General features: G+C 58.1%; 19 protein-coding genes and 1 riboswitch. Of the genes, 11 read left to right on the plus strand and 8 right to left on the minus strand.

Going from position 1 to position 22,948, the window contains the following annotated elements; translation table 11 throughout:
* Nucleotides 1–16: 16 nt before the first annotated feature.
* The 3 genes from eutC to FY550_RS07800 all read left to right on the plus strand — a co-directional run bounded on the left by eutC (nt 17) and on the right by FY550_RS07800 (nt 4,756).
* Nucleotides 17–829: an ethanolamine ammonia-lyase subunit EutC gene (gene eutC / locus FY550_RS07790; RefSeq protein WP_070977401.1), complete on the plus strand. Its 813-nt coding sequence runs from the start codon at nt 17–19 to the stop codon at nt 827–829.
* Nucleotides 830–1,039: 210 nt separating this feature from the next.
* Nucleotides 1,040–2,500 (plus strand): sodium-dependent transporter, encoded by a 1,461-nt coding sequence (locus FY550_RS07795; protein ID WP_070977402.1) that lies wholly within the window; start codon nt 1,040–1,042, stop codon nt 2,498–2,500.
* 582 nt (nt 2,501–3,082) lie between these two features.
* A complete protein-coding gene (locus FY550_RS07800; protein ID WP_149054458.1) occupies nt 3,083–4,756 on the plus strand; it encodes a methyl-accepting chemotaxis protein in 1,674 nt (557 codons plus the stop codon).
* Nucleotides 4,757–4,816: 60 nt separating this feature from the next.
* Here FY550_RS07800 and FY550_RS07805 read toward each other — a convergent pair whose 3' ends face one another.
* From FY550_RS07805 to FY550_RS07840, 8 genes are all read right to left on the minus strand, one after another.
* Nucleotides 4,817–5,011: a hypothetical protein gene (locus FY550_RS07805; RefSeq protein ID WP_139148645.1), complete on the minus strand. Its 195-nt coding sequence runs from the start codon at nt 5,009–5,011 to the stop codon at nt 4,817–4,819.
* Nucleotides 5,012–5,145: 134 nt separating this feature from the next.
* Nucleotides 5,146–6,636 (minus strand): cobyric acid synthase, encoded by a 1,491-nt coding sequence (locus FY550_RS07810; protein ID WP_070977406.1) that lies wholly within the window; start codon nt 6,634–6,636, stop codon nt 5,146–5,148.
* A complete protein-coding gene (gene cobN, locus FY550_RS07815) occupies nt 6,633–10,505 on the minus strand; it encodes a cobaltochelatase subunit CobN (RefSeq protein WP_070977407.1) in 3,873 nt (1,290 codons plus the stop codon). Before cobN ends, FY550_RS07810 begins: the two co-directional genes overlap by 4 nt.
* A gap of 3 nt (nt 10,506–10,508) precedes the next feature.
* Entirely contained in the window at nt 10,509–11,615 is a 1,107-nt protein-coding gene (gene cobW, locus FY550_RS07820) for a cobalamin biosynthesis protein CobW (RefSeq protein WP_070977408.1), read from the minus strand.
* Between the two features lie 18 nt (nt 11,616–11,633).
* Nucleotides 11,634–12,032, minus strand: coding sequence for a cobalamin biosynthesis protein (locus FY550_RS07825; protein WP_070977409.1), 399 nt, complete (start codon nt 12,030–12,032; stop codon nt 11,634–11,636).
* Entirely contained in the window at nt 12,029–13,405 is a 1,377-nt protein-coding gene (locus tag FY550_RS07830; protein WP_070977410.1) for a cobyrinate a,c-diamide synthase, read from the minus strand. Before FY550_RS07830 ends, FY550_RS07825 begins: the two co-directional genes overlap by 4 nt.
* 24 nt (nt 13,406–13,429) lie before the next feature.
* Entirely contained in the window at nt 13,430–14,038 is a 609-nt protein-coding gene (gene cobO, locus FY550_RS07835) for a cob(I)yrinic acid a,c-diamide adenosyltransferase (RefSeq protein ID WP_070977411.1), read from the minus strand.
* Entirely contained in the window at nt 14,035–15,882 is a 1,848-nt protein-coding gene (locus tag FY550_RS07840) for an AAA family ATPase (RefSeq protein WP_070977412.1), read from the minus strand. Before FY550_RS07840 ends, cobO begins: the two co-directional genes overlap by 4 nt.
* A gap of 112 nt (nt 15,883–15,994) precedes the next feature.
* Nucleotides 15,995–16,213: riboswitch (cobalamin riboswitch) on the minus strand.
* A 130-nt stretch (nt 16,214–16,343) separates the two neighbouring features.
* On the opposite strand from FY550_RS07840, the gene cobT reads away from it, so the two are divergent.
* The 8 genes from cobT to FY550_RS07880 all read left to right on the plus strand — a co-directional run bounded on the left by cobT (nt 16,344) and on the right by FY550_RS07880 (nt 22,723).
* Nucleotides 16,344–17,396, plus strand: coding sequence for a nicotinate-nucleotide--dimethylbenzimidazole phosphoribosyltransferase (gene cobT, locus FY550_RS07845; RefSeq protein WP_070977413.1), 1,053 nt, complete (start codon nt 16,344–16,346; stop codon nt 17,394–17,396).
* Nucleotides 17,396–18,184 (plus strand): adenosylcobinamide-GDP ribazoletransferase, encoded by a 789-nt coding sequence (gene cobS, locus FY550_RS07850; protein ID WP_070977414.1) that lies wholly within the window; start codon nt 17,396–17,398, stop codon nt 18,182–18,184. Before cobT ends, cobS begins: the two co-directional genes overlap by 1 nt.
* Before the next feature lie 9 nt (nt 18,185–18,193).
* Nucleotides 18,194–18,724, plus strand: a complete 531-nt coding sequence (gene cobU / locus FY550_RS07855) for a bifunctional adenosylcobinamide kinase/adenosylcobinamide-phosphate guanylyltransferase (RefSeq protein WP_070977415.1) — start codon at nt 18,194–18,196, stop codon at nt 18,722–18,724.
* Nucleotides 18,725–18,777: 53 nt separating this feature from the next.
* Nucleotides 18,778–19,392, plus strand: coding sequence for a histidine phosphatase family protein (locus tag FY550_RS07860; RefSeq protein ID WP_267902461.1), 615 nt, complete (start codon nt 18,778–18,780; stop codon nt 19,390–19,392).
* 34 nt (nt 19,393–19,426) lie between these two features.
* A complete protein-coding gene (gene cbiB, locus FY550_RS07865; protein ID WP_149054459.1) occupies nt 19,427–20,362 on the plus strand; it encodes an adenosylcobinamide-phosphate synthase CbiB in 936 nt (311 codons plus the stop codon).
* Between the two features lie 3 nt (nt 20,363–20,365).
* Nucleotides 20,366–21,457, plus strand: a complete 1,092-nt coding sequence (locus FY550_RS07870) for an aminotransferase class I/II-fold pyridoxal phosphate-dependent enzyme (protein WP_149054460.1) — start codon at nt 20,366–20,368, stop codon at nt 21,455–21,457.
* A complete protein-coding gene (gene bluB, locus FY550_RS07875; RefSeq protein ID WP_070977419.1) occupies nt 21,450–22,106 on the plus strand; it encodes a 5,6-dimethylbenzimidazole synthase in 657 nt (218 codons plus the stop codon). Before FY550_RS07870 ends, bluB begins: the two co-directional genes overlap by 8 nt.
* A 101-nt stretch (nt 22,107–22,207) precedes the next feature.
* A complete protein-coding gene (locus FY550_RS07880) occupies nt 22,208–22,723 on the plus strand; it encodes a hypothetical protein (RefSeq protein ID WP_070977420.1) in 516 nt (171 codons plus the stop codon).
* Nucleotides 22,724–22,948: the final 225 nt, after the last annotated feature.

Here is a 22,948-nt window from a genome sequence, read left to right on the forward strand (position 1 = left end):
ATCGGAGATTGCGATCATGAGCAATGAGAACAGCACGACTGCCTCAGGGGTGGTCAGCAATCCCTGGCAGGTATTGCGTCAACATACCCAGGCTCGTATCGGGCTCGGGCGTGCCGGCAGCAGCCTTCCTACCGATGCTCATTTGCAGTTTCAGCTGGCGCATGCCCGGGCGCGGGATGCTGTTCATCTCCCATTGGATACCGAAAGGATGGTGGAACAGCTATCTGCCTGTTCGGAAAACGTGGTACGCCTGCACAGTGCTGCCGCCGATCGCGACGAATATCTGCGTCGCCCTGATCTGGGACGAAAGCTCGATGAGGCGTCACTTGACGCGTTAAAGGCGATGAACTGTCGGCAATGCGATATTTCGATTGTGGTGGCCGATGGTTTATCGGCCCGGGCGATTCATGAAAACAGCGTGCCGATGCTTCAGGTACTCATGCCGATGCTGGAAGAACAGGGTTGGCAATCCGGGCCTCTAACACTGGTTGAACAGGCTCGGGTGGCGATTGGCGATCCGATCGGCGAAGCGCTGGGCGCTCGCATGAGCGTCGTGCTGATCGGTGAGCGGCCCGGGTTGAGTTCACCAGATAGCCTCGGCATCTACTTTACCTGGGCGCCTCGTCCTGGTCGGCGTGACAGTGAACGCAACTGCCTTTCCAATATTCGGCCCAATGGCCAATCTTTTCAGGCGGCATCAGAACTGCTGATCTATCTGCTGAGAGAGGCAAATGAACGGCAGTTATCGGGTGTATCGCTCAAGGACGATTCGGTAGTGGACTCGAGCCTGGGTGACGGTCGCCAGGGTAATTTTCTATTGCCGGACTGAGGTTCGGTATCGGCCAGCAGAAGCCCTGAATTGATATGCCGAATGCTGCCTGGTCGCGCAATAGAGTCGACCGGTACGTTATAATCCTGCGGTTTCGATCATCCGACTTTCCTGTGGCATCACTGCCTGATCGGGTATCCGGATAGCCGAGCGGGTAGCGTTCTTGCAAGGTCTGATTTCAATGGACCCATAACAACCAGGGTTACACTCATGACGACAAACAACTCCTCCGGCACGCTTTGGTCAGGGCGCTGGGGCTTTGTGCTGGCTGCGACCGGTTCGGCAGTAGGGCTGGGTAATATCTGGAAATTTCCCTATATGACCGGTGAGTATGGCGGAGGCGCTTTCGTACTGGTTTATCTGCTCTGCATTGCAGCCATCGGTATTCCGCTGATGATGACGGAGATTGCCTTTGGGCGCCGGGGAAGAGGGAGTCCGGTAGATGCCGTGCGTCGTGTAGTGGCCGAGTCCGGCGGTGCTTCGTTATGGCGGGTGCTCGGCTGGATGTCGATGCTTTGCGGTTTCATGATCCTCTGCTTTTATGTCGTGGTGGCGGGGTGGTCGATCTCCTATCTGTGGAAGACAATTTTCGGTGGGCTGAACGCCGATAGTGTCGAAGGCATGGCGGCCATCTTCGGTGCCAACAATGCTGATCCGCTCAATCTGGGCTTCTGGAGTACTCTGGTGACGGTGGTCACCATGGTGATCGTTGGCAAGGGTGTGCAGGAAGGCATCGAACGCAGCGTGCGCTGGATGATGCCGGGCATGGTGATCATGCTGGGCATACTGATCGTTTACGGCATGTTTTCCGGTGGCTTTGGCCGCGCCGTGGATTTCCTCTTCGGTTTCGAATTTGATCAGCTCTCCAGCGAAGGGTTGCTGGCCGCAATGGGGCATGCGTTCTTTACACTGTCCCTTGCTGCCGGTGCCATCATGGCGTATGGCGCCTATCTGCCGGCAGGCAAGTCGATTGCCAGAACTACCTTTACCGTAGCAATCTGCGACACCGTGGTAGCTCTCATGGCAGGTCTGGCCATCTTCCCGATCATTTTTGCCAACGGCCTGGATCCGGCCAGTGGGCCGGGGCTGATCTTCATGAGTCTGCCGCTGGCCTTTCAGCAGATGCCATTGGGTACGCTACTGGAGATCGTTTTCTTTGTCATGCTCACCATGGCAGCACTGACTTCGGCGATCTCGATGATCGAAGCCACGGTCGCCTGGCTCCAGGAGAGCAGGGGTATCTCTCGTGCTCGCGCTGCTTGGAGTACCGGGATTGTGTTATGGCTGGTCAGTCTGCTGGTAGTACTGTCCTTCAATGTGACAGCCGAGTGGACCGTGGCAGGTCGCAATTTCTTTGACTGGCTCGACTACCTGACGTCACGGTGGATGATGCCGCTGGGGGGACTGGGACTTTCCCTGCTGGCCGGCTTTTTTCTCAAGAGCCATATCATGCGTAGTGAGCTGGGACTTACCGGGATGCACTATGCCTTGTGGTTCTTCATGATCCGCTATGTGACACCGCTGTCGATCGTGGTGGTGTTTATCGATGCACTGGGCATTGCACAGCTTGATATGAGCACCCAATGGCCCTGGTGGCTGGCAGCGCTGTTGTGTTGTGTCCTCGCCGGAGAACTGATCAGCCCGGGTCTGCGTCGTCAGCAGACAGGATGAGATGAGTCGGGTCCCATCGGCACATGGATGTGCCGATGGGACCCGGAAGCAACTTTCCCGCTACTTCATGATGTTGGACTGAAAATACCGGCTTTTCTGATCCTGTATACCCTCACCTTGTAAGACCATCCCCTCCTGAGCCATTGATATGCCGTGTCGTCATGACTTCATGACATGGCAGGACTGGTTTGAAGCGCTTGCTCTGCAGTGGTATCCACCAGGGCGTCCCCTGACAGCCAACAGCTACCAGCTTCTGACGCTGCCACAACAGCTGTCGAGTCCGGGGCGTCTCTCACTGCTTCCTCCCTTGAGCGACAGGAGGGCGTGGCGGTGCAGCAATTTCGCCATTGGCTCACCCTGGCAACCGCGCGTGAGCGGTAATGATCCTGAAAAGCGGCCGAACCGATGAGTCATGCCTCTCGAATACCGGCTCACTACAGGACCACCGCTGGTGTTCAGCTGATCCTGATAAACCGCGATGTAATACCTGCCGATATTCTTGTGTGCTCGGCATGACCCGAGCAGTCCGGGCATCGGTTTAACCGGTGCCATTGATTTCATCAGTTATGGTTACGGTTGAGAATGCTTAAAAACATCAGAGTGATAACGCTGCTGACGGCAGGACTTGCGTTACTTGCAGCACTTTTCGTCGGCTCCATCGGTTACGGAGTCTACAGTCTTCATGTGACCAACCGGTCACTGGATCGAACGCATGACGAGATACAGACCACACTGGATATTGCCGACAGTATCAATCATCTGCGTACCACACGTGTGCGACTGACCAATGCCCAGCGTGATGCTGTCGATGGTAGCAATCAGCAGCAGGTGAATAAGTGGCTGGATCAGGCGCGTGAAACCCTGGGCAAGGCGCAGGCGAGCATGGCGAACTATCAGTCAGGGAGTCAGAAAGGGGCTGAAACGGCGCTGGCAGAAACCTTTCAGCAACGGCAGAACGAATATATCGAACAGGGGCTCGAGCCACTGTTTTCCGCTCTGCAAGCGGGCGATCTGGAGCGCTACCGGGAAGTGGCTCGCACCGTGGTACCGAAGATGGATGCCCGCTTTGAAGACTCGGTGGATGCCCTGATTGCTTATCGCAATCGGATCTCCGCGGCGCTGGACCAGGCTGCCGAAAGCCGACAGAAGGCCATCAATTGGACCATGGCCATCATTGCCATGGTGATTTCTGGCATCGTGCTTGCCATTCGCATGCTGTTCGCCAGGGTCATTACCCGCCCGCTGGGCGAGGCCGTTGCGCATCTTGATCACATCGCCCGTGGTGATCTCGCGCATCACATTCGGGAGGGCAGTCGCAATGAGATCGGTCAGCTCTTTGAAGGATTACGCCACATGCAGGGCAGTCTGATCCGGACTGTGGGTACCATCCGGGAGAGCAGTGAGCTGGTGGGATCACGCTCCAGTGAGATTGCCGCCGGCAGTAACGATCTCTCCGGTCGGACCGAGCAGCAGGCTGCCTCGCTTGAGGAGACCGCGGCCAGCATGGAGCAGATGACTGCCACCGTGCGTCAGAATGCCCAGAATGCCGAGCAGGCGCATACCATGGCGCTGACTGCTTCGCAGTCGGTAGGGCGCAGCGGTCAGGATGTCGAGGAAATGGTAACCACCATGCAGGGCATTGATGAAAGCTCGAAGCGTATCACCGACATCATCGAGGTGATTGATGGCATTGCCTTTCAGACCAATCTACTGGCGCTGAACGCTTCGGTGGAAGCCGCTCGTGCCGGTGAGCACGGTCGTGGCTTTGCCGTGGTGGCCGGAGAAGTCCGCCAGCTGGCCAGTCGCAGTGCCGATGCGGCCAGGGAGATCAAGACGCTGGTGACCGATGCGGGCAGTCGTACCGCAGAAGGGATGACTGTGGTCGAACGTACGAAGGGGTCCATGAACGAGGTGGTTCAGCAGGTGCGTAATGTCAGTCAGCTGCTCGAGGAGATCTCGCAGGCGTCGGGCGAGCAGTCCAACGGTATCGAACAGGTGAATCAGGCCATATCCCAGATGGATCAGGTCACGCAGAACAATGCGGCACTGGTCGAGGAGTCGGCGGCCGCGGCTCAGGACCTGCAGACCCAGGCGGGCAGGTTGCACGAAGCCGTGGCTTCCTTCCGGCTGGCGGAGGGTGCGGTTCCGGTGATGGTCGAGGTATCGCATTCCGGATCCTCGGATACTGCAGCCGGTCGAAAGCCCGGGCGTGCCGAGCCCGTTGCTGCAGAATCGGATGACTGGGAAACCTTCTGAACGTGGCTGGCTCGCGGTGTGAGCCGCGGGCCCGGTCAGTGGACGTGCCGTTTGATGCACTCAGACCATGCGTCTACCGATTTCATCCGTCTCGACAGGGTGTGTCTTGACGCGATTACTGAGCTGTAATTCAAAAATTACCATGTGTGTCACGGCTCTACCCACCAGCTCTTCCTGTGAGATCCCCTTGCGTCTGGCCATGGCTTTTAACGCATGGGCATATTCGGCATCCACGACCCCTTTAACCTGTTTCATGGCCATGTCAGCACCCCTGCGATTTCGTTATTGAAATGAAGTTGAGCAGTGAGTGTAGATGACTGCTCGAAAGACGCCAGTTATTGATGAGTCGGTTCAAAGTGATGAAATGGGCGTATGCCGCTCTGAATCGGTCAGTTGAAATTCTTCAGTCTCTCAAGATCCATGGCGTCCTCTACAGCATCAGCCAGCCGGTCCATCTCGGCCAGACGAAAGGCTTCATAATCGAAATGCCGGGGTTTTGTCAGACCTGCCCATTCCAGCAGGCTTTCGAGGGTTTCTCGACAATCGAAGATGCCATGCAGATAGGTGCCCAGTATGCAGCCGTCAGCGCTGAGGGTACCGTCCCGTCGATTGTCATCCAGCACGAAGATGTTCTCTCCCAGACCGTTGCCGCGGCTCTCGCCGACATGGATTTCATAGCCGATAAGAGGTGTACCGGGGGGGCCGCCGAGCAGGCAATGACCGGTGACCCGTCGTAGCTGCTTGTTGGCCTGAAGTGTGGTGGTAAGATCCAGCCAGCCCAGCCCGTGGCTTTCACCGGCTTCTCCCTCGACGCCATCCGGATCGATAATGCGATGTCCCAGCATCTGATAACCCCCGCAGATGCCCATCACCCGACCGCCATAACGCAGATGTCGTTTAATGGCCGTTTCCCAGCCCTGAGCGCGTAGCCAGTCGAGATCGGCGCGTACGTGCTTGCTGCCAGGCAGAATGATCAGGTCGCAGGGTTCCGGGGTATGGCAGAATTTCAACTCAACATCCGGGTGTAACCGCAGGGCATCGAAATCGGTGTGATTGCTCAGCCGTGGCAGTAGGGGCACCACAACTTGCATTCGCGCACCTTCATGATGTGAGTTGCCGGCGCGTGAGAGGCTGTCCTCGGCCTCGACATGAAGGTTCTCAAGCCAGGGTAGCACACCCAGTACCGGACGACCGGTTTCATGCTCCAGCCACTCCAGCCCCGGCTGCAATAGAGTCGGGTCCCCGCGAAAACGATTGATGACAAAGCCGACAATGCGCTCGCGTTCGGTTTCGGGCAGCACCGCCAGGGTGCCTACCAGATGGGCGAAAACGCCGCCGCGATCAATATCGGCGATCAGGATCACCGGACAGTCGATGGCCTCGGCGAACCCCATGTTGGCAAGATCATGGGCACGCAGGTTGATTTCCGCGGCGCTGCCGGCTCCCTCCACAATGACATGATCAAACTCGGTAGTGAGCCGCTCGTGTGCAGCAATCACGTCATTGAGCAGCGCGGGTTTGTGACGATAATACTCGGCGGCACGCATGGTACCGATGGCGTGGCCACCGACAATGACCTGCGAGCCCTGATCGGAAGTGGGTTTGAGCAGGATCGGGTTGAAATCCACCCGAGCATCAATGCCGGCAGCCATCGCCTGCACAGCCTGGGCACGACCAATTTCGCCGCCGTCGATGGTCACGGCACTGTTGAGTGCCATGTTCTGCGGCTTGAAGGGGGCTACGCGCAGGCCCTGACGAGCGAGCAGCCGGCACAGGGCAGTTACCAGTGCGCTCTTGCCGGCATCCGAGGTCGTGCCCTGAACCATTAGGGTGTTTTTTGCCCGAAAATGGTGGCGGGGTATGCCGTAGGCGGAGGTCATGAAGCGGCTTGCTCCTCACGGACATCAAGATCGATCAGTAGTGCCTCCAGCTGCTGTCGATAATTGCCGGGGGATTCCCATAATCCACGCTGAATGGCTTCCAGCAGGCGCTCGGCCATCTCCTTCAGGGCATGTGGATTGTGTACGGCCATGAATTCCCGGTTTTCCGGCTCCAGTGCCAGCGCCTCGGTAACACTGGCGTACTGGTAGTCATCAATCAGGCCGGTGGTGGCATCATAGGCAAACAGATAGTCCACGCTGGCGGCCATCTCGAAGGCGCCCTTGTAGCCGTGGCGCTGCATGCCGGCGATCCATTTCGGGTTGGTGACCCGGGCGCGGATCACACGGTTGAGTTCTTCCTTGAGAGTGCGCACTTTGGGTCGTGCCGGATTGGCATGATCACCGTGATAGATACTTGGTGTTTTACCGCACAGGCTGCGCACCGCATTCGCCATGCCGCCCTGAAAGCGGGCATAGTCGCCGGAGTCGAGCAGATCGTGCTCGCGATTGTCCTGGTTATGGACCACGGCATCCAGCTGGCCGAGGCGTTGAGTAAAGGCGCGGCTGGCAGGCGTTCCGAAATCGGCCTGACCATAGGCGAAACTGCCCTGGTCTATCCATGCCCGAGCCAGATCGTCACTGTTCTCCCAGTGGCCCTCATCGAGCATGGATTGCAGCCCGGCGCCATAACTGCCCGGACGAGTACCAAAGACACGGTAGCCAGCTTCGAGCCGGGCATTCTCTCTGTCATGGCCCTCTGTCATCAGCGCTTGCTGCCGCTCTTCGACATGGTGCCTGATCGGGTTGTCGCCGGGCTCCTCGAGTTCGGCAAGCTTCTGTACCGCGGCGTCGAACAGTCGAATCAGGTTGGGAAAGGCGTCGCGGAAAAAACCCGACACTCGCAGGGTGACATCCACTCTTGGTCGACCAAGCAGAAAGATCGGAATCACTTCGAAATCCACTACCCGCTGGGAGCCGGGCGCCCATACCGGGCGTACCCCCATCAGTGCCATGGCCTGGGCGATATCGTCACCACCGGTGCGCATGGTGGCGGTGCCCCAGACTGAAAGGCCGATGGATGCGGGATAATCACCATGTTCCTGTAGATGACGCTCGATCAGCGCCTCGGCTGATTGCTGACCAAGCTGCCAGGCAGTACGCGAGGGAATGGCGCGACTGTCGACCGCATAGAAATTACGCCCCGTGGGCAATACATCCAGTCGCCCGCGGGTGGGGGCACCGCTCGGGCCGGGTGCCACGAAGCGTCCCGCGAGCCCATCGAGCAGGGCAGAGAGCTCGTTATCGACACTCTGGTTGAGTACCGGCAGCAGGGTGCGCTGTGCGCTTTCGAGCAGGGCATGGGTACGTTCAAGCTGGACTGGCAGCCCGGTCAGGGAGGCGCCCTGAACCAGATGGGATTCGACCAGCTGGCTGGCCAGCGCTTCCAGCCGCTCGCGGGTATGGGAGCGTGTCTTCCAGGGGCGCTCCGGCAGCACCTGCTGCAACAGTTTTGGGGATGGCCCTGACCAGGGGCCGGTATCACTGTCAAGCGGGTCAAGGTCGTGGTCGAGCGCCAGGTCGTCGCGCAGCGCGTGCAGGATCCCGGCATCAGCTGCGGTATCACCACGGGGCAGACGCATCAGCGAAAGCAGCATGTCGGTCAGGCGATCTGCATCAGGCAACTGACCAAGCCGATGCAGACCGTGACGTATCTGGGCTTCCTTGATTTCACAGAGGTAGCCGTCGAGCCGATTGAGCAGCCGAGTTTCTTCGTCAAGGGTCGCTTCCAGCGCGCCATCACGACCGTCGCTGGCGGGCATTGCTTCGAGCTCGGCAAGCAGATCGGAATTCTTCAGCTGATCGACAATGGCCCGGCGCAGCCATTGCTCGCGGCGCTGATCCAGCCCCAGCGCCTGATAATACTCGTCGGTGAGGCGTTCGAGTTCTGCCAGCTCACCATGGACGCCGGCGCGGGTCATCGGCGGCATCAGATGGTCAATGATGACTGCCTGGCTACGCCGTTTGGCCTGGGCGCCTTCGCCGGGATCGTTGACAATAAAGGGGTAGAGGTGAGGCATCGGACCGAGTGCGATATCCGGCCAGCAGGTCTCGGAGAGCGCGGTGCTCTTGCCGGGCAGCCACTCGAGATTACCATGCTTGCCGACGTGTATTACGGCATCCACGCTGTACACTTCGCGCAGCCAGCAGTAGAAGGCGAGATAGGCATGGGTCGGCACCAGATCCCCGGCGTGATAGCTGCCCACTTCATCAATATCGTAGCCCCGCTCGGGCTGAACACCGATGAAGGTCTCGCCCAGTCGCATTCCGGCGATCATCAGTCGGCCCTGGCGGCAGCGCGGGTCCTGCTCGGGCTCGCCCCAGCGCACCAGTACGGCCTGCTGACACTGCTCGGGCAGGGTGGCAAACCAGCGTCGATAGGTCGTCATATCCAGACTCTGTGCCGCCGGGCGGGTCCGCCAGCTGGCTGGCTCATTGGTGACGCTGGCCTGCAGCCATTCGATCAGCGCGGTAGCATCCTGTGGCAGGGTGTCACCCACCGCATAGCCGGCTTCGCGCAAAGCGTGCAGGATGTTCAGCGTGCTGGCCGGCGTATCCAGCCCCACCCCGTTACCAATGCGACCATCACTGGAAGGATAGTTGGCCAGGATCAGCGCGATCCTTTTTTGGCTGGCAGGGGTACGCCTCAGTTCTGCCCAGCGTCTTGCCAGCTCAACCACAAAGCGTGCGCGTTCGGCATGGAGTTCGTAACGGATTACCTGATGCTGGGTGCGGGTACTGTAGCGCTCGCCGGATTTGAAGCCGACTGCGCGAGTAATGATGCGTCCATCGAGTTCGGGCAGAGCAATGTGCATGGCAATATCGCGCGAACGCAGCCCGGCGGACTGCTCGCGCCAGTCAGCCTCGCTGTTGCTGGCCAATATCACCTGCAGAATCGGCAGTTCACGCTGAAAGGGGTGACGATAGTCGCTCGGGGTCGAGGAGAGCGAGGCATTGACCGTGCCGGAAAGGGCAAAACCGGTGGCGTTGAGCATGATATCCGCATTGGCCTGCTCGATCAGGTCATCGACCGTTTCCAGACAGAGTGGCTCCTTGAGCGAGGCAACCGCGATCGGCAGTGGATTGAGACCGCCTGCGATCATGGTCTCGATCAACGCGTCGAACATGGCGACGTTGGCATTCTGCAGATGCGAGCGATAGAACACCAGCACGGCCACGGGTGCGTTTGGTTGCCAGCGCTGGCGCCACTCATCGAGGGTAGCCACGGCACCAGTAGCCTGTGGCTGATAGAGCAGGGCGCGTGGCGTACGGCTCGGGGGCAGGGCATCATCAGCATGGTCGAAGGCCAGTGTAGCCAGATAACGGTAGAGTTGATCGACATTGTGTCGGCCACCTTCGCGCAGGTAACGCCAGACCCGCCATGCCGTGGCGTAGTCCACGCTGCCGGCGTTCAGCAGATGCTCATCCTCGTAATCCTCGCCGGGCACCACGATCAGTATTCCGCCCGTTTCCTGCGCCCACGCCTGACACTGTTCCAGCCCATACTGCCAGTAGCTCTCTCCGCCCAGCAGTGACAGTACCATCAGTCGGGTGCCTTCGGGCGCCTGAGGCCCCTGACGATCGGTCACCCGGTCACGATAGAGATCCAGCGCGGCTGGGCGCTTGAGATTGAGCCAGTTGGCCAGCCGAACTGAAGGATAGGCGTCCGGGAGCGCCTCGGCGCGTTCAGCCAGCAGCGCCAGTACGCTGTCCGCGGCCGAAAGAATGACCAGTTCACCGGGTGTCTGGCCGAGGTCGATGATGCCTTCATCATCACTGAAACCGCCCGGCTGTGAGGCCAGCAGATGCATGGCTCAGGCCTGCCGCTCGTGCTGTACGACGGTATCGTCGAGTGCGGCAGTGGCCACCGCCTGCTCCAGCGCGTTGACATCAAGCTGCTTGCCGATCACCACCAGACGGGTGCGGCGAATGTCATCCTCGCGCCAGAGCCGATCGAAGTGGTGGGAAAGGCGGTTGCCGACGCCATGCACGATCTGACGCATCGGCTTGCCGACGTCGGCAAAACCCTTGATGCGGTAGATGGTCTGGCTGGCGATCTGTCCCTTCAGGGCTTCCAGTAGTCGGGGTGTGTCGACAGCGCCGAGATGGAGCACACAGTTGTCGAAATCATCATGCGCATGATGGTGCTCCTCATCCTGCTCATGGTGATGGTCGTGATGCGTCTTCAGCGACTCGATTCTGGCTTCCGATTCGGCGCCCATGCCCAGTAGTACAGTGGGATCGACTTCGCCGTTGGTCGCACGAAGCGTCTTGACTCGCTCAGGCAGTTGCCCATGCAACCAGGTTTCGACGCACTGCAGGCCTGATTCATCAAGCTGGTCGCTCTTGGCAATGACCACCAGATCCGCCGAGGCGAGCTGATCATCCAGCAGCTCCTGCAGGGTGGGATCGTGATCGAGGCTGCTGTCGGCCAGCCGCTGGGTTTCGATACTTGAGGGGTCATGGGCTACCCGACCTTCGGCCAGCGCCGGGCCGTCGACTACCGTGATCACACTGTCGACGGTGCAGAACCGTTTGATATCCGGCCAGTTGAATGCCTGTACCAGTGGCTTGGGCAGTGCCAGGCCGGAAGTCTCGATCAGAATGTGATCAATCTCATCACGCCGTTCGACCAGTTGCTGCATCACCGGGAGAAATTCTTCTTCGACGGTACAGCAGATACACCCATTGGCAAGCTCAAATATACCGTTATCTTTTGTTTGAGCCTGATTTTCTTCACAACCTCCCAGACGACAGCCACGCACCAGTTCGGCATCAACATCCAGTTCACCGAATTCATTGACGATCACGGCAATCCGCTTGTTGCCGGCATGGCGCAACAGGTGGGTCAGCAGGGTAGTCTTGCCGCTGCCAAGAAAGCCGGTCACGACCGTGGCAGGGATTTTATCAAGCTGTGGCATGAACCTATCCTCGTAATGCTATGTAATGTTGCCGGCCAATGCCGCCGTGGCCTGGTGGTTTTGATGGCGCGCCCCCAGCAACCGCGCGACGGTGCCATTGATCAGCTGCTGGCAGCCGGCCAGTGCTGCTGCTTCGGCCACACTGGCAACCTGCATGTACCGCTCGGCAGCCGTGCTTGATTGAGTGATGCCTGCCCGCTGAGCATCAAGTTGCTCACGGTTGAATCCCAGCAGCGGCCAGTGATAATGCCGCGCCAGCTGAGTCAGGCCAGGTTCCTGACACTTTTCCCTCATCGTCGCCAACGCTGCAACCCGCTCAGGTGCCAGGTTGTAATAAGCGAATGTGTTCAGCGCCAGTGACTGGAGCACCTCGAAGGTGGCGTCACGTCGACAGCCCATGCCAAGTACCAGGATCATAGGGTTGTATCACTGACTTTCCCGGTCGGAATATTGCCAGCGTTGTCATGTACGGGCATCAGCAGTTGCGCCAGCGCTGTGGGATTTGATGGAAAGAACAGGTGTAGAAAGCTGGCGGTCAGCGCACCATGGCGATAGATCGCCTCTCCGGGGGCCGGATGACTCGAGCGGATACCGTACGCGATGGGGGGCAGCGTATCGTGGCTGCGGGCATGGTGATGGGCATGGCCCCGCAGTGTGCCCTCCGGTAGCGGTGCGCTTTGCATGCCCTGGCAACCCCGTTTGGTACGCATTTCACCCCGGCCCGGGAGTAGTCCGGCCATGGTATGCGTGACGCCATCGAGATCGGTCAGCTGCTCCTGGAGATAGAGCATACCGCCACATTCCGCGAGCATGGGCGTTCCTCGCTGCCAGGCGGCATGCAGTGAGGTGATCATGGCGTGATTGGCGGCCAGTTCAGCAGCATGTAGTTCCGGATATCCGCCGGGCAGCCAGATGGCATCGGTTCCGTTCGGTAGTGTCGAATCGGTCAGCGGCGAGAAGAAGCACAGCTTGGCCCCCATCGCTTCCAGCAAACGCAGGTTGGCCGCGTAGTGGAAGGTGAAAGCGGCATCCCGGGCAATGGCGATGCGACACCCGGCAAGAGTTCGTTCGGGAATATCCGTTTTGCCGGGCGTAAAGGCTACTGCTGGTGGCAGTTCGGCCAATGGGCTCTCCGCCAGAGTGGCCGCGGCAGTATCAAGCTGACGGTCCAGTTCGGCATCGCGTTCAGTGCTTTCGCCGGTCTGGATCAGGCCGAGGTGGCGCGACGGCAGGGCCAGCTCGTCACGGCGTGGCAGGGTGGCGAGCAGCGCAATATCTGCAGGCAGGCTGTCGGCAATCAGCTGGCGATGGCGCTCGCTGCCCACGGCGTTGGTGACCAGGCCATGGAAGCGGATATCGTCACGATAGCGTGCCAGACCCAGCGCAATGGCAGCCGCGGTTTGCGCCATGCCGCGGGCGTTAAGGACACAGGCGACCGGGATATCGAAGCGAGCGGCAAGATCGCCACTGGACGGCGTGCCGTCGAACAGCCCCATGGCGCCTTCGATCAGAATCAGATCGGCCCAGCCGGCCGCCTGATGCAGTTGCTGGCGACACCAGGCTTCGCCGGCCATCCAGAGATCGAGCGGCTCTACCGGGGAGCCGGCGGCCATTGCCAGAATTTGCGGATCCAGATAGTCCGGGCCGGTCTTGAAAACTGCGACCTTGCGACCCTGACGACGATGATGGCGTGCCAGCGCCGCGGTAACCGTAGTCTTGCCCTGGCCGGAGGCCATGGCGCCCACCAGCAGGGCCGGGCAGTGGCGTGTTGCAGTATTCTCAGTCGTCATGCCGTTCTCCGTTTCCGCCCGGGGTCAGTATTCGATGCCGGCCTGCGCCTTGACACCGAGGCGAAAGGCGTGGCGCTCATCATTGATGACGCTGATGGTATCGGCGATCACCTGCAGTTCGCGGGCCATGGTGCGTCCGGTCACGATGACGTTCTGATGATGCGGTCGTTCGGCGATGGCATGGGCGACGCGCTCTGCCTCGAGATGGCCGTACTTGATCATGTACGAGAGCTCGTCGAAGAGCAGGAAGTTGTAACTTTCATCTTTCAGCAGCTGTTCGGCCAGCTGCCAGGCCTGTTTGGCAGCGGCGCGATCCTGCTCGAGATCACGCGTCTCCCAACTGAAACCATGTCCCATGACGTGAAAGTCGACACGTTCATGCTCTCGGAAAAAGCGGTATTCGCCGGTTTCGCGACGGCCCTTGATGAACTGGATGACAGCACAGCGCATGCCATGTCCCAGGGCCCGGGTCATGGTGCCGAACCCGGAGCTGCTCTTGCCCTTGCCGTTGCCCTTCATCAGGATCAGTACGCCGCGCTCCTCGCTGGCGGCAGCGATGCGTTCATCGACGACCTGTTTTTTGCGCGTCATGCGTCGCTCGTGGCGTTCGGCATCACTTTGCTGCTGACTCATGGACGAGACTCCGGAGCTTGGGTAATGGAGGCGCCAGCTGGCAGCGTCGTCGCGTTGATGTATTCCGCCCCAAGGGTTGTGGCGATCCGAAGACAGCGTCCCAGAGGTGTTCGTTCGCGTTCGGTATCCACTACGCTGAGCTGTCCCGGCCAGACAAGTGGTTCGAGAGTATCGCTCGAACGGCCGTCCGTGATCAGCCAGCTCTGGAGTCGGCGACCGGGCGAGTGTCGGACCACTTGTGCGAGCCGTTGTTGCGCCGTCATCAGGGCTTCACACAAGGGCGTGCCACCACCGAAGTGCAGTCGTGATAGTAAGCGTTGCAGATGATGCGGTGCCCGCTGCGGCCCGCACAGCCAGTGGCAACCATGGCCGCCGAATGTCAGTATCATGATTTCATGACGGGCCTGATAAGCGCGTTCAAGTAATGTTTTCAGTACCGTGAGTATCGGCGTGCCGCCATGAGCGTCGAGCCCGGAAGCAGACGTGTCGACCATCAGACACTCAAGCGTGCTCGAGGAGGTGCGTGGTGGATGGTAATGGAGACTCTGTGACGGCGAACGGTGGTGACGAGCAGCACTCATTAATGTGCGTGGCCAATGAATACGCGCTTTGGTGGAAGCCGCACCCGGCGAATCGATGCCATGTCGCGCCATCACGGAACCGGCGTGCGTTCTACTACGATCCGCTGGGCGTTGTCTGGATACGCGATATCTTTCCTGCCGTCGAAGTTCGCAAGGCAGACGTATTTCAATCCTGGCAGCGTAAGGGGCTGTGACGGGGGCGTCGAGTTTCCCGTGATCTCCGGCAGTGGTCGTATCCTTGCTCTGTGCCTGCTCGCGGGCCTGATGTTCTCCTGGCCTTCCTTCATCGAGAGTTTCGCTGTCCCTGCCTTGAGGTTTGCCCAGATCGGGACGCTCGACTGGTGGCCGCTGACGCTGCGTCTCACTCGTTGAGTTCGATGACGAGCCCTCCTCGGGCGGACCGGAAGTCGATGGCGCGGGCGCATGTGTTTGACGATGATCGAGCACCAGTGCCTGAACGGCGTCGATATCCGATTGTTCGACTATGCTGCGCTGTTGCCAGGCGGCATGAGCCAGCGCTGCGCGCTGCCAGCAGAGATCGGCACGTACGCCCTCGACACCCGCCTGCATGCAGCGTTCTGCAATCACTCGGGCCAGTGACCGAGGCAGTTGCACTTCCGGTAATTGGTGACGCGCCTTGGCAAGTCGGGCGCGCAGGGCCCGCTGTTGTGTCTGCCATTCGGCATAAAAGGCGCTGGGGTTGCGATCATGGGCAAGACGTCGCTCGACGATGGTCATGCGTTGTTCGGTGTCGGGGGTATCATCCTGGGCAACAAAAAGCCCGAAGCGATCAGTCAGCTGAGGGCGTAGTTCACCTTCTTCGGGATTCATGGTGCCAATCAGCAGAAAGTCCGCTGGGTGCTCATGACTGATACCGTCGCGTTCGATTCGATTGATACCGCTGGCAGCGACATCCAGCAGCTGATCGACCAGCGTATCAGGGAGCAGGTTGACTTCATCAATATAGAGCACGCCGCGGTGAGCACGATGTAGCAGTCCGGGGCGAAAGGCGAGTTTGCCATCGCCCAGCGCCTGCTCAAGATCCAGCGTGCCGATCAGTTGCTCTTCACTGGCACCCAGCGGCAGGGTGACCAGTCGAGCGTCATCTTCCGGAAGTAATGCAGCCAGTCCGCGAGCCAGTGTCGACTTGGCGGTACCTCGTGGCCCACTGATCAGCACGCCACCCAGGCGTACATCCAGTGTTGCGAGGATGAGAGCCAGCTTGAGCCGGTCGTGACCCACGACGGCGGTAAATGGAAACATGAATAATGCCCTGCGTATCGACCCGTACGTTGCCGAATCGGTCAGGAAGTCGCCTGATGCGTTCTTCGGGACCATTCGGAGAAGGCGGCTCGCTGTGTGAATCGGCGAAATCGCCTGGCATGCAGTCAGGGCCGGTCTCCGGGCTGACGAGCGATGGCCAGAGACCATGTTGAAACAAGTCTTCCCGAACTCGTAAGTTCAGTGACTGCATCGAAACCGATGCCCTGTTTCCGACTCGATCACCGTTGCGGGGACAGCAGTGAAATTGCATCACTTTCCCGATTATCCCCATACAAGCGCGTTACGGGGCACCCTGACGGATCAGGCCATCGTAGAATCGAACCCTGGGGGAGTCAAACGGCGTCAACAAGCCCGAATAATACGTTTCATGGCATGATATTGTCCGGCTGCCTGCCCCCCGGGCATGATGATTTTCCGCTCAAGAGGATGCCCTGCGATTCATGACCGATACCTTCGTACTGCCACATTTTTCGATCGCCCGACTTGCCGGTGACCGGGACGATGACATCCGGGCCCGGATCGACTCGCGTACCAAACCGCCCGGTGCTCTGGGGCAACTGGAATCACTGGCTCTGCAACTGGCGCGTTTATACGGTAGCGAAAGCCCGCAGCTACAACAGCCAACGATGCTGGTTTTCGCCGGTGACCATGGTGTGACAAATGAAGGTGTGTCGATAGCCAGTAGCGCCGTAACAGGCCAGATGGTACGCAATTTTCTTGATGGCGGGGCTTCCATCAATGCTTTCTGTGGGCAGTCGGATATGGCATTGCGCATCGTGGACTGCGGCATACTCGAACCGCTGCCGGCGCATCCAATGCTGCTCGATCATCGTCTCGGTGCTGGCACTGAACCGATCCATCTCACGGCAGCGATGTCTGAAGCGACGGTGGCCAGGGGGTTTGCCAACGCCCGGCAACTGATCGGCGAGCTTTGCAAGGCAGGTGTTAATCTGATTGGTCTGGGTGAGATGGGGATTGGCAATACCACCTCTGCCTCTGCGCTGATGGCAGCGTTGACCGGGTTATCATCTGATGAGTGCATTGGCCGCGGCAGCGGGATCGATGATAAGGCCTTCCTGCGCAAGCAGGAGATTGTGACTCAGGCTCTGAAGCGACATGTTGAGACTTTTGGTAACCCTGTGCGCATGCTGGCTGCACTGGGTGGTTTTGAAATCGTTGGCATGACCGGGGCCGTACTGGCCGCCGCCGAACGAAGAATGGGCGTACTGGTGGATGGCTTTATTACCACGGTGGCGGCGCTGGCGGCCTGCCATATCGAACCGGCAGCCCGGGATTATCTGATCTTTGCACATTGTTCGGGAGAAAAAGGGCATGCCGCGCTACTGAATCATTTGAGTGCCGAGCCGCTGCTATCGCTGAACCTGCGCATGGGGGAGGGTTCCGGCGCGGCGCTGGCGTTACCTTTGCTACGTTCGGCTTTGGCGTTTTATAACGAAATGGCCAGCTTCGAACAGGCTGGTGTGGTGGTGTGATGTCAACATGCCAATATCATGGCTGGCGTCGACAGGGCTGGTTGCTGATGACAGCACTGGCCTTCATGACTCGTCTGCCAGTGCCGGCGGCGACACCGCTCGACCGGGAGAGTCTGAGTGCCTGTCAGCGATGGTTCCCTTTGATTGGTGTGCTGATCGGCCTGATAGCCGCAGTGGGTTACACTCTGGCGCTACAGCTCTGGAGTCAGCCTGTTGCGGTAGTGATCGCCATGGTTCTGATGGTGCTGGTGACCGGCGCTCTTCATGAGGATGGCCTGGCGGATACACTGGATGGTCTTGGCGGTGGCTGGAGCGTTGAGCAACGCTTGACGATCATGAAAGACAGTCGGGTTGGCAGCTATGGTGTAGTGGGCCTGGGGTTGATATTGCTGATGCGGTTTGGGTTACTCAGTAGTACGAATTATACCGTTATCTTGTTAATTATCAGTCAATGTTTAAGTCGAGCATTAGCTACCAGCCTGATGGGAAGCATGTCGTATCGTCGACAGGATCCACAGGATAACAGCCGCATCGAGTCCCTGACCGGGGGGCAATCCAATACCGACCGCTGGATCATTCTATTAACGGTATTACTCATGACCGGATTTTGCCTGCCGCCCGGGCTGGCAATAGCAACATTGCTCGCTCTGGGAGTACTTGGCTGGCTAATGCGATTCTGGCTGATGAAACGGCTGGGGGGCTATACCGGTGACACTCTGGGCGCTGCCCAACAGTTTGGTGAATTGCTGGTATTGGCAATATCGACGGCCTGGTTGGGCCATGGCTGAGATTATTTCATGCTGGAACTGATTCTGGGGGGCGCTCGCAGTGGCAAGAGCGCCTTTGCCGAAAAACTCGCGATGGATCACGCGGGGCCGGTGACCTATATAGCTACCGCTCAGCCACTTGATGCAGAAATGCAGGCACGCATTGAAAGCCATCGTGCACAGCGCCCGACTCACTGGCAACTGCAGGAGACCCCGCTGGGATTGGCTAGAACCCTGGCGTGCATTGATCAACCGGATCAGCTGATGCTGGTGGACTGTCTGACACTCTGGGTGACCAATGCATTATTGGCCGAGGAAACAGGCAGCACCTGGGCGAGCGAGTATAATGAGTTACTGGCACTGCTGGACTCACCCATCGCAGGGCGTGTTTTGTTGGTCAGTAACGAAGTCGGACAGGGAATTACTCCGATCGAGGCTCTATCCCGACGCTTCATTGATGAAACCGGTCGCCTGCATCAGGCCCTGGCTACTCGGGCTGACAGGGTCTGGTGGGTGGTAGCCGGTTTACCTCAGTGTCTCAAGGGAGAAACTGACGCATGACGGCTCATGGCTCTGAGACCTCTGATGAGTATCGCTCCCTGATCATTGATTGTATGCGCCACGGTGAATGCGAGGGACCGCAAGGGTTGCGCGGACAGATGGATGTCGAGCTGACTTGTGCAGGCAGGAGCGCCATGCGAGCCAGTGCGGTGCATTTGCCTCGACCGGAAAGGTTGGTGTGCTCTCCTTTGAAGCGCTGCCATACCGTCGCAACCGAACTGGCAGAACAGTGGGCAATTGAGTGCTGTATCGATTCCGATCTGATGGAGATTCATTTTGGTGATTGGGAGGGCAGGGCGCTCGGGGAATTGGCCAGAATGGAGCCTGAGGCGTTGACGGCCTTCTGGCAGGACCCGGCCAGGGCTACACCTCCGGGTGGCGAGCCCCTGGCGACTTTCAACAGCAGGGTTGAACGCGCCTGGCAACGCTGTCTGACTGCACCGGAAAGTTATCAGTTGATCATTACCCATGGCGGTGTCATCAAGACCTGGCTTGCGCAGGCGCTGAAAATGGACATGCAACACGCCATGTACCTGCATCGACTCGAGATCGCCCATGCCAGTGTGGTGCGCTTGCGTGTTGATCTTGTACCTGATGAGGCACCATTGGTGCAGCTGCTTTTTCTGGGGGTGCCGCAGGCCCCCATGAAGCTACCTGACATCGTCTAAATAGAAATTTATACCGTTATCTAGTTCATTATAAATGATAATTCAAATCACAATCGCTTTAATCTTGGATAGATTATTAGGAGAGCCTGAAAAATGGCATCCCCTGATCGGACTGGGCAAATTTATTGGTTACATTGAAAATTGCCTTTATCCAACAGATACAAACTCGCATACAGCTCTTTTCAGAGGAGCAGTGGCCTGGCTGGCTGTCCTTGTTCCCGGCATGATACTGGCTGGTGTTCTGGTAATGCTGTTGCCTTCTGAGAGTGAATGGCTAACAGTTCTGATTCAGGCAATAGTGCTTTATTTGACATTGGGCTGGCAAAGCCTCCTGCTCCATGCTCGTCGAGTGATCACCCCACTGCATGCCCGGGATCGATCCAGCGCCAGAAAACAGCTGGCGATGATGGTGAGTCGGGACACAACCGCTCTGGATGATAGTGGTGTTGCATTGGCAGCGACGGAATCCGTTCTGGAAAACGGTTGTGATGCCATCTTCGCTGCGATTTTCTGGTTTGCCGTTGCAGGAATCCCGGGTGTCGTAGGATATCGTATCGTCAACACTCTGGATGCCATGTGGGGCTATCGCAGCGAACGTTATAATGAATTTGGCCGCACCGCAGCTCGTGCTGATGACATCATGAACTATATACCTGCCCGTTTATGCGCCCTGAGTTATGCGCTTTGCGCTCTGAAACCGACGCGCATCAAGCAGGCACTGCATTGCTGGCGTAAGCAGGGTAGTCAATGGAAAAGCCCCAATGCCGGGCCGGTAATGGCAGCAGGTGCCGGAGCACTTGATGTGCAGTTGGGTGGGCCGGGTCGCTACCATGGGAAATGGCAGCAACGTCCGGTCCTGGGCACTGGTGATTCACCAAATGTGCAGACACTGGAACTGGCCTGTCAACTTGTCAATCGCGCAGTCATCGTGTGGTGCACGGTGCTGTTATGTCTGGAGCTTATAAGCTGACTTATGCCGGAGGCTTCCCGCATTACGTTGCTAACGTTCGATGAAGAACCACCAGCTCATGGTGGTGTTGCACCTGACAAAGCCGAACAGCACCATGACTGGCTTGATCTCTCAACCGGTATCAACCCCTGGCACTATCCCTGGGTAGTTGATGATCTCGAGACCCTGAGCACTCTCCCGAATGAAGCAAAGGCCCTGGAGACAGCTGCCCATCATTATTATCTGGGCAAACATCAGGGTAACGAGAGCCTCACCTTCAATTTAATGATGGTTCCTGGTTCGCAGTGGGCCATTGAACAACTTCCGGACTGTTTTCCAACAGGGCGGGTGGCAGTGCCCGTCATCGGTTATCGCGAGCATGCCTGGTGCTGGCATCGTCGCGGACATACATGCCTTGGATACCCGGCTGATAAGCTGGAGTCGGTTCTTGAAACATTATTACAGGACAGCGCGCTTCGAGCGGTCGTTGTTATCAATCCCAATAACCCGACCGGACATCGCTATTCTCCCGAGTGCCTGCAGAATTTTGCTGTAAGGCTGGCATCCACAGGGGTAGTACTGATCGTCGATGAGGCATTCATCGACACTGAGCCAGAGTTTTCACTGATTCATCAGCTCCCGGACAATGCCATTGTACTGCGCTCATTCGGCAAATTTTTCGGTTTGCCCGGATTGCGTCTTGGTGCAGTACTGGGACGTAATGAAGTACTGGCGCCATTAAAGGTCAGACAAGGGCCATGGGCAATCGGATCACTGGCACAACGACTCGGCAACCACGCTCTGAGCGATACTGTCTGGCAGGGGAATATGCGCCAACGGCTCATAAGCTGGAGCAAGGCCTATCAATCTCTACTGCTTCAGGCCGTCAAGCCGGGGGAAGTATTGGCGACTGCACGAACGGCGTTATTCGTTACACTGACAATGACACGTAGATCGGCACTTCAGTATCAGGAAACCTTGCAGCAAGCAGGCATACTGGTTCGATTATGGCCGTTGGATAAACATCATGCCTGCCTGCGTTTTGGCCTCTTGCGCGAGGAAGATAGAGTAGCTTGCCGCCGTCTATTGTGTGCCCTGGAGCGTGCCCATGAGTGATTCTCATCGATATAGCGAAGCGGATCGTGCTGCCATCTATCGGGTCATGAAAGAGCGTCGTGATATGCGTCACTTTCGACCGGATGCTATCCCTTCCGATGCAATGCAGCGCTTGCTGGAAGCAGCTCACGATGCCCCCAGTGTGGGCTACATGCAGCCCTGGCGCTTCATCCGGATTACCGATGCCGGATTACGTGCGGATCTGGCCATGCTGGTCGAAAAGGAACGGCAGCGCACAGCCCTGGCGCTTGGAGAGCGCTCGGGAGAATTCCTGCGACTCAAGGTCGAAGGGATACGCGAATGTTCGGAACTCTGGGTAGTTGCACTGACTGATGACCGTCAGCAGTATGTATTCGGTCGACGCACCATGCCACGCATGGATCTGGCATCTGCCAGTTGCGCCATTCAGAACCTGTGGCTGGCTGCGCGGGCCGAAGGCATCGGTATGGGATGGGTTTCCCTTTTTGATCCCGACGCCCTGGCCGAACGGCTTGCCATGCCGGCTACAGCAGAGCCCATTGCCATTCTCTGTATGGGATATGTCAATGCCTTCTATGAAAAGCCAATGCTGGAACAGTCGGGTTGGGACCAACGCCGCAACCTGGCGACTTTGATTGGGGTAAATGAATGGCCTGAAATTTCGGAATAATCATTCTGGAATAAGGTAAGTCGAGGTAGTGCAGGCAGAGCTGCTCATGATTGACTAGGGTTAGACTGAAAATATCATTTCAGTCTCCGGGAGGAGGAATCATGTCAGGTATGTCTTTGAAATGCGGACTGATACTTGCTGCTGGCTCCATGATCGCTCTGAGCGGTTGTGCCGGAAGCAGCACTCAGACCGAACAGAATAATGAGCCTACCGCTGCCATCACCGCGCCACAGCACCAGCAATACCGCAATACGTCCGAAGGGTATACACTGACCTATCCGCAACAATGGCAGAATGATGTCATCGAGCGGGATAGTGCCGAGTGGATGGGGCAAACATTATCAGCCGAGAATGTGGCAATGTTCTATTACAAGGATTACGCATCCGATGGAACACCTCAGCCTCTGGTCGCACTGGCTGTCTATACCCAGGCACAATGGGATCAATTGAAAAGTCAGTCTCAACCGCTTCCTCCAATCATGGCACGCAAGGATGATCGCATTCTGGCTGCTTATATTGCTTCCGCCAATCCTTACGATCCGACTTCCAGTAATGGGCAGGCCTTTGCAAGAAAAGTACCGACACCTGATCAATTGAGTAGTGCCATCAGCTGGTAGCAAGCAATACAGCGCGGCACTCTACGAGCGCTGTGTTTACACTCTGAAAGACAGGGGGAGGTGACGCCGTCATATACTCCCTGTCTTTTGCTGTTACCTGGCCTGGCTATTCCAATACCTTTTCCAGCGGTCTACCCTGTTGCCGGTTTTCGTCGGTACTCTGGGCCGACGTCATACTTGTGCGGTTTTTTGCCAGGTCGTGGACGTGTATTCAATTCAGGCGCC

The organism is Kushneria phosphatilytica (assembly GCF_008247605.1).
Lineage (GTDB): Bacteria > Pseudomonadota > Gammaproteobacteria > Pseudomonadales > Halomonadaceae > Kushneria > Kushneria phosphatilytica.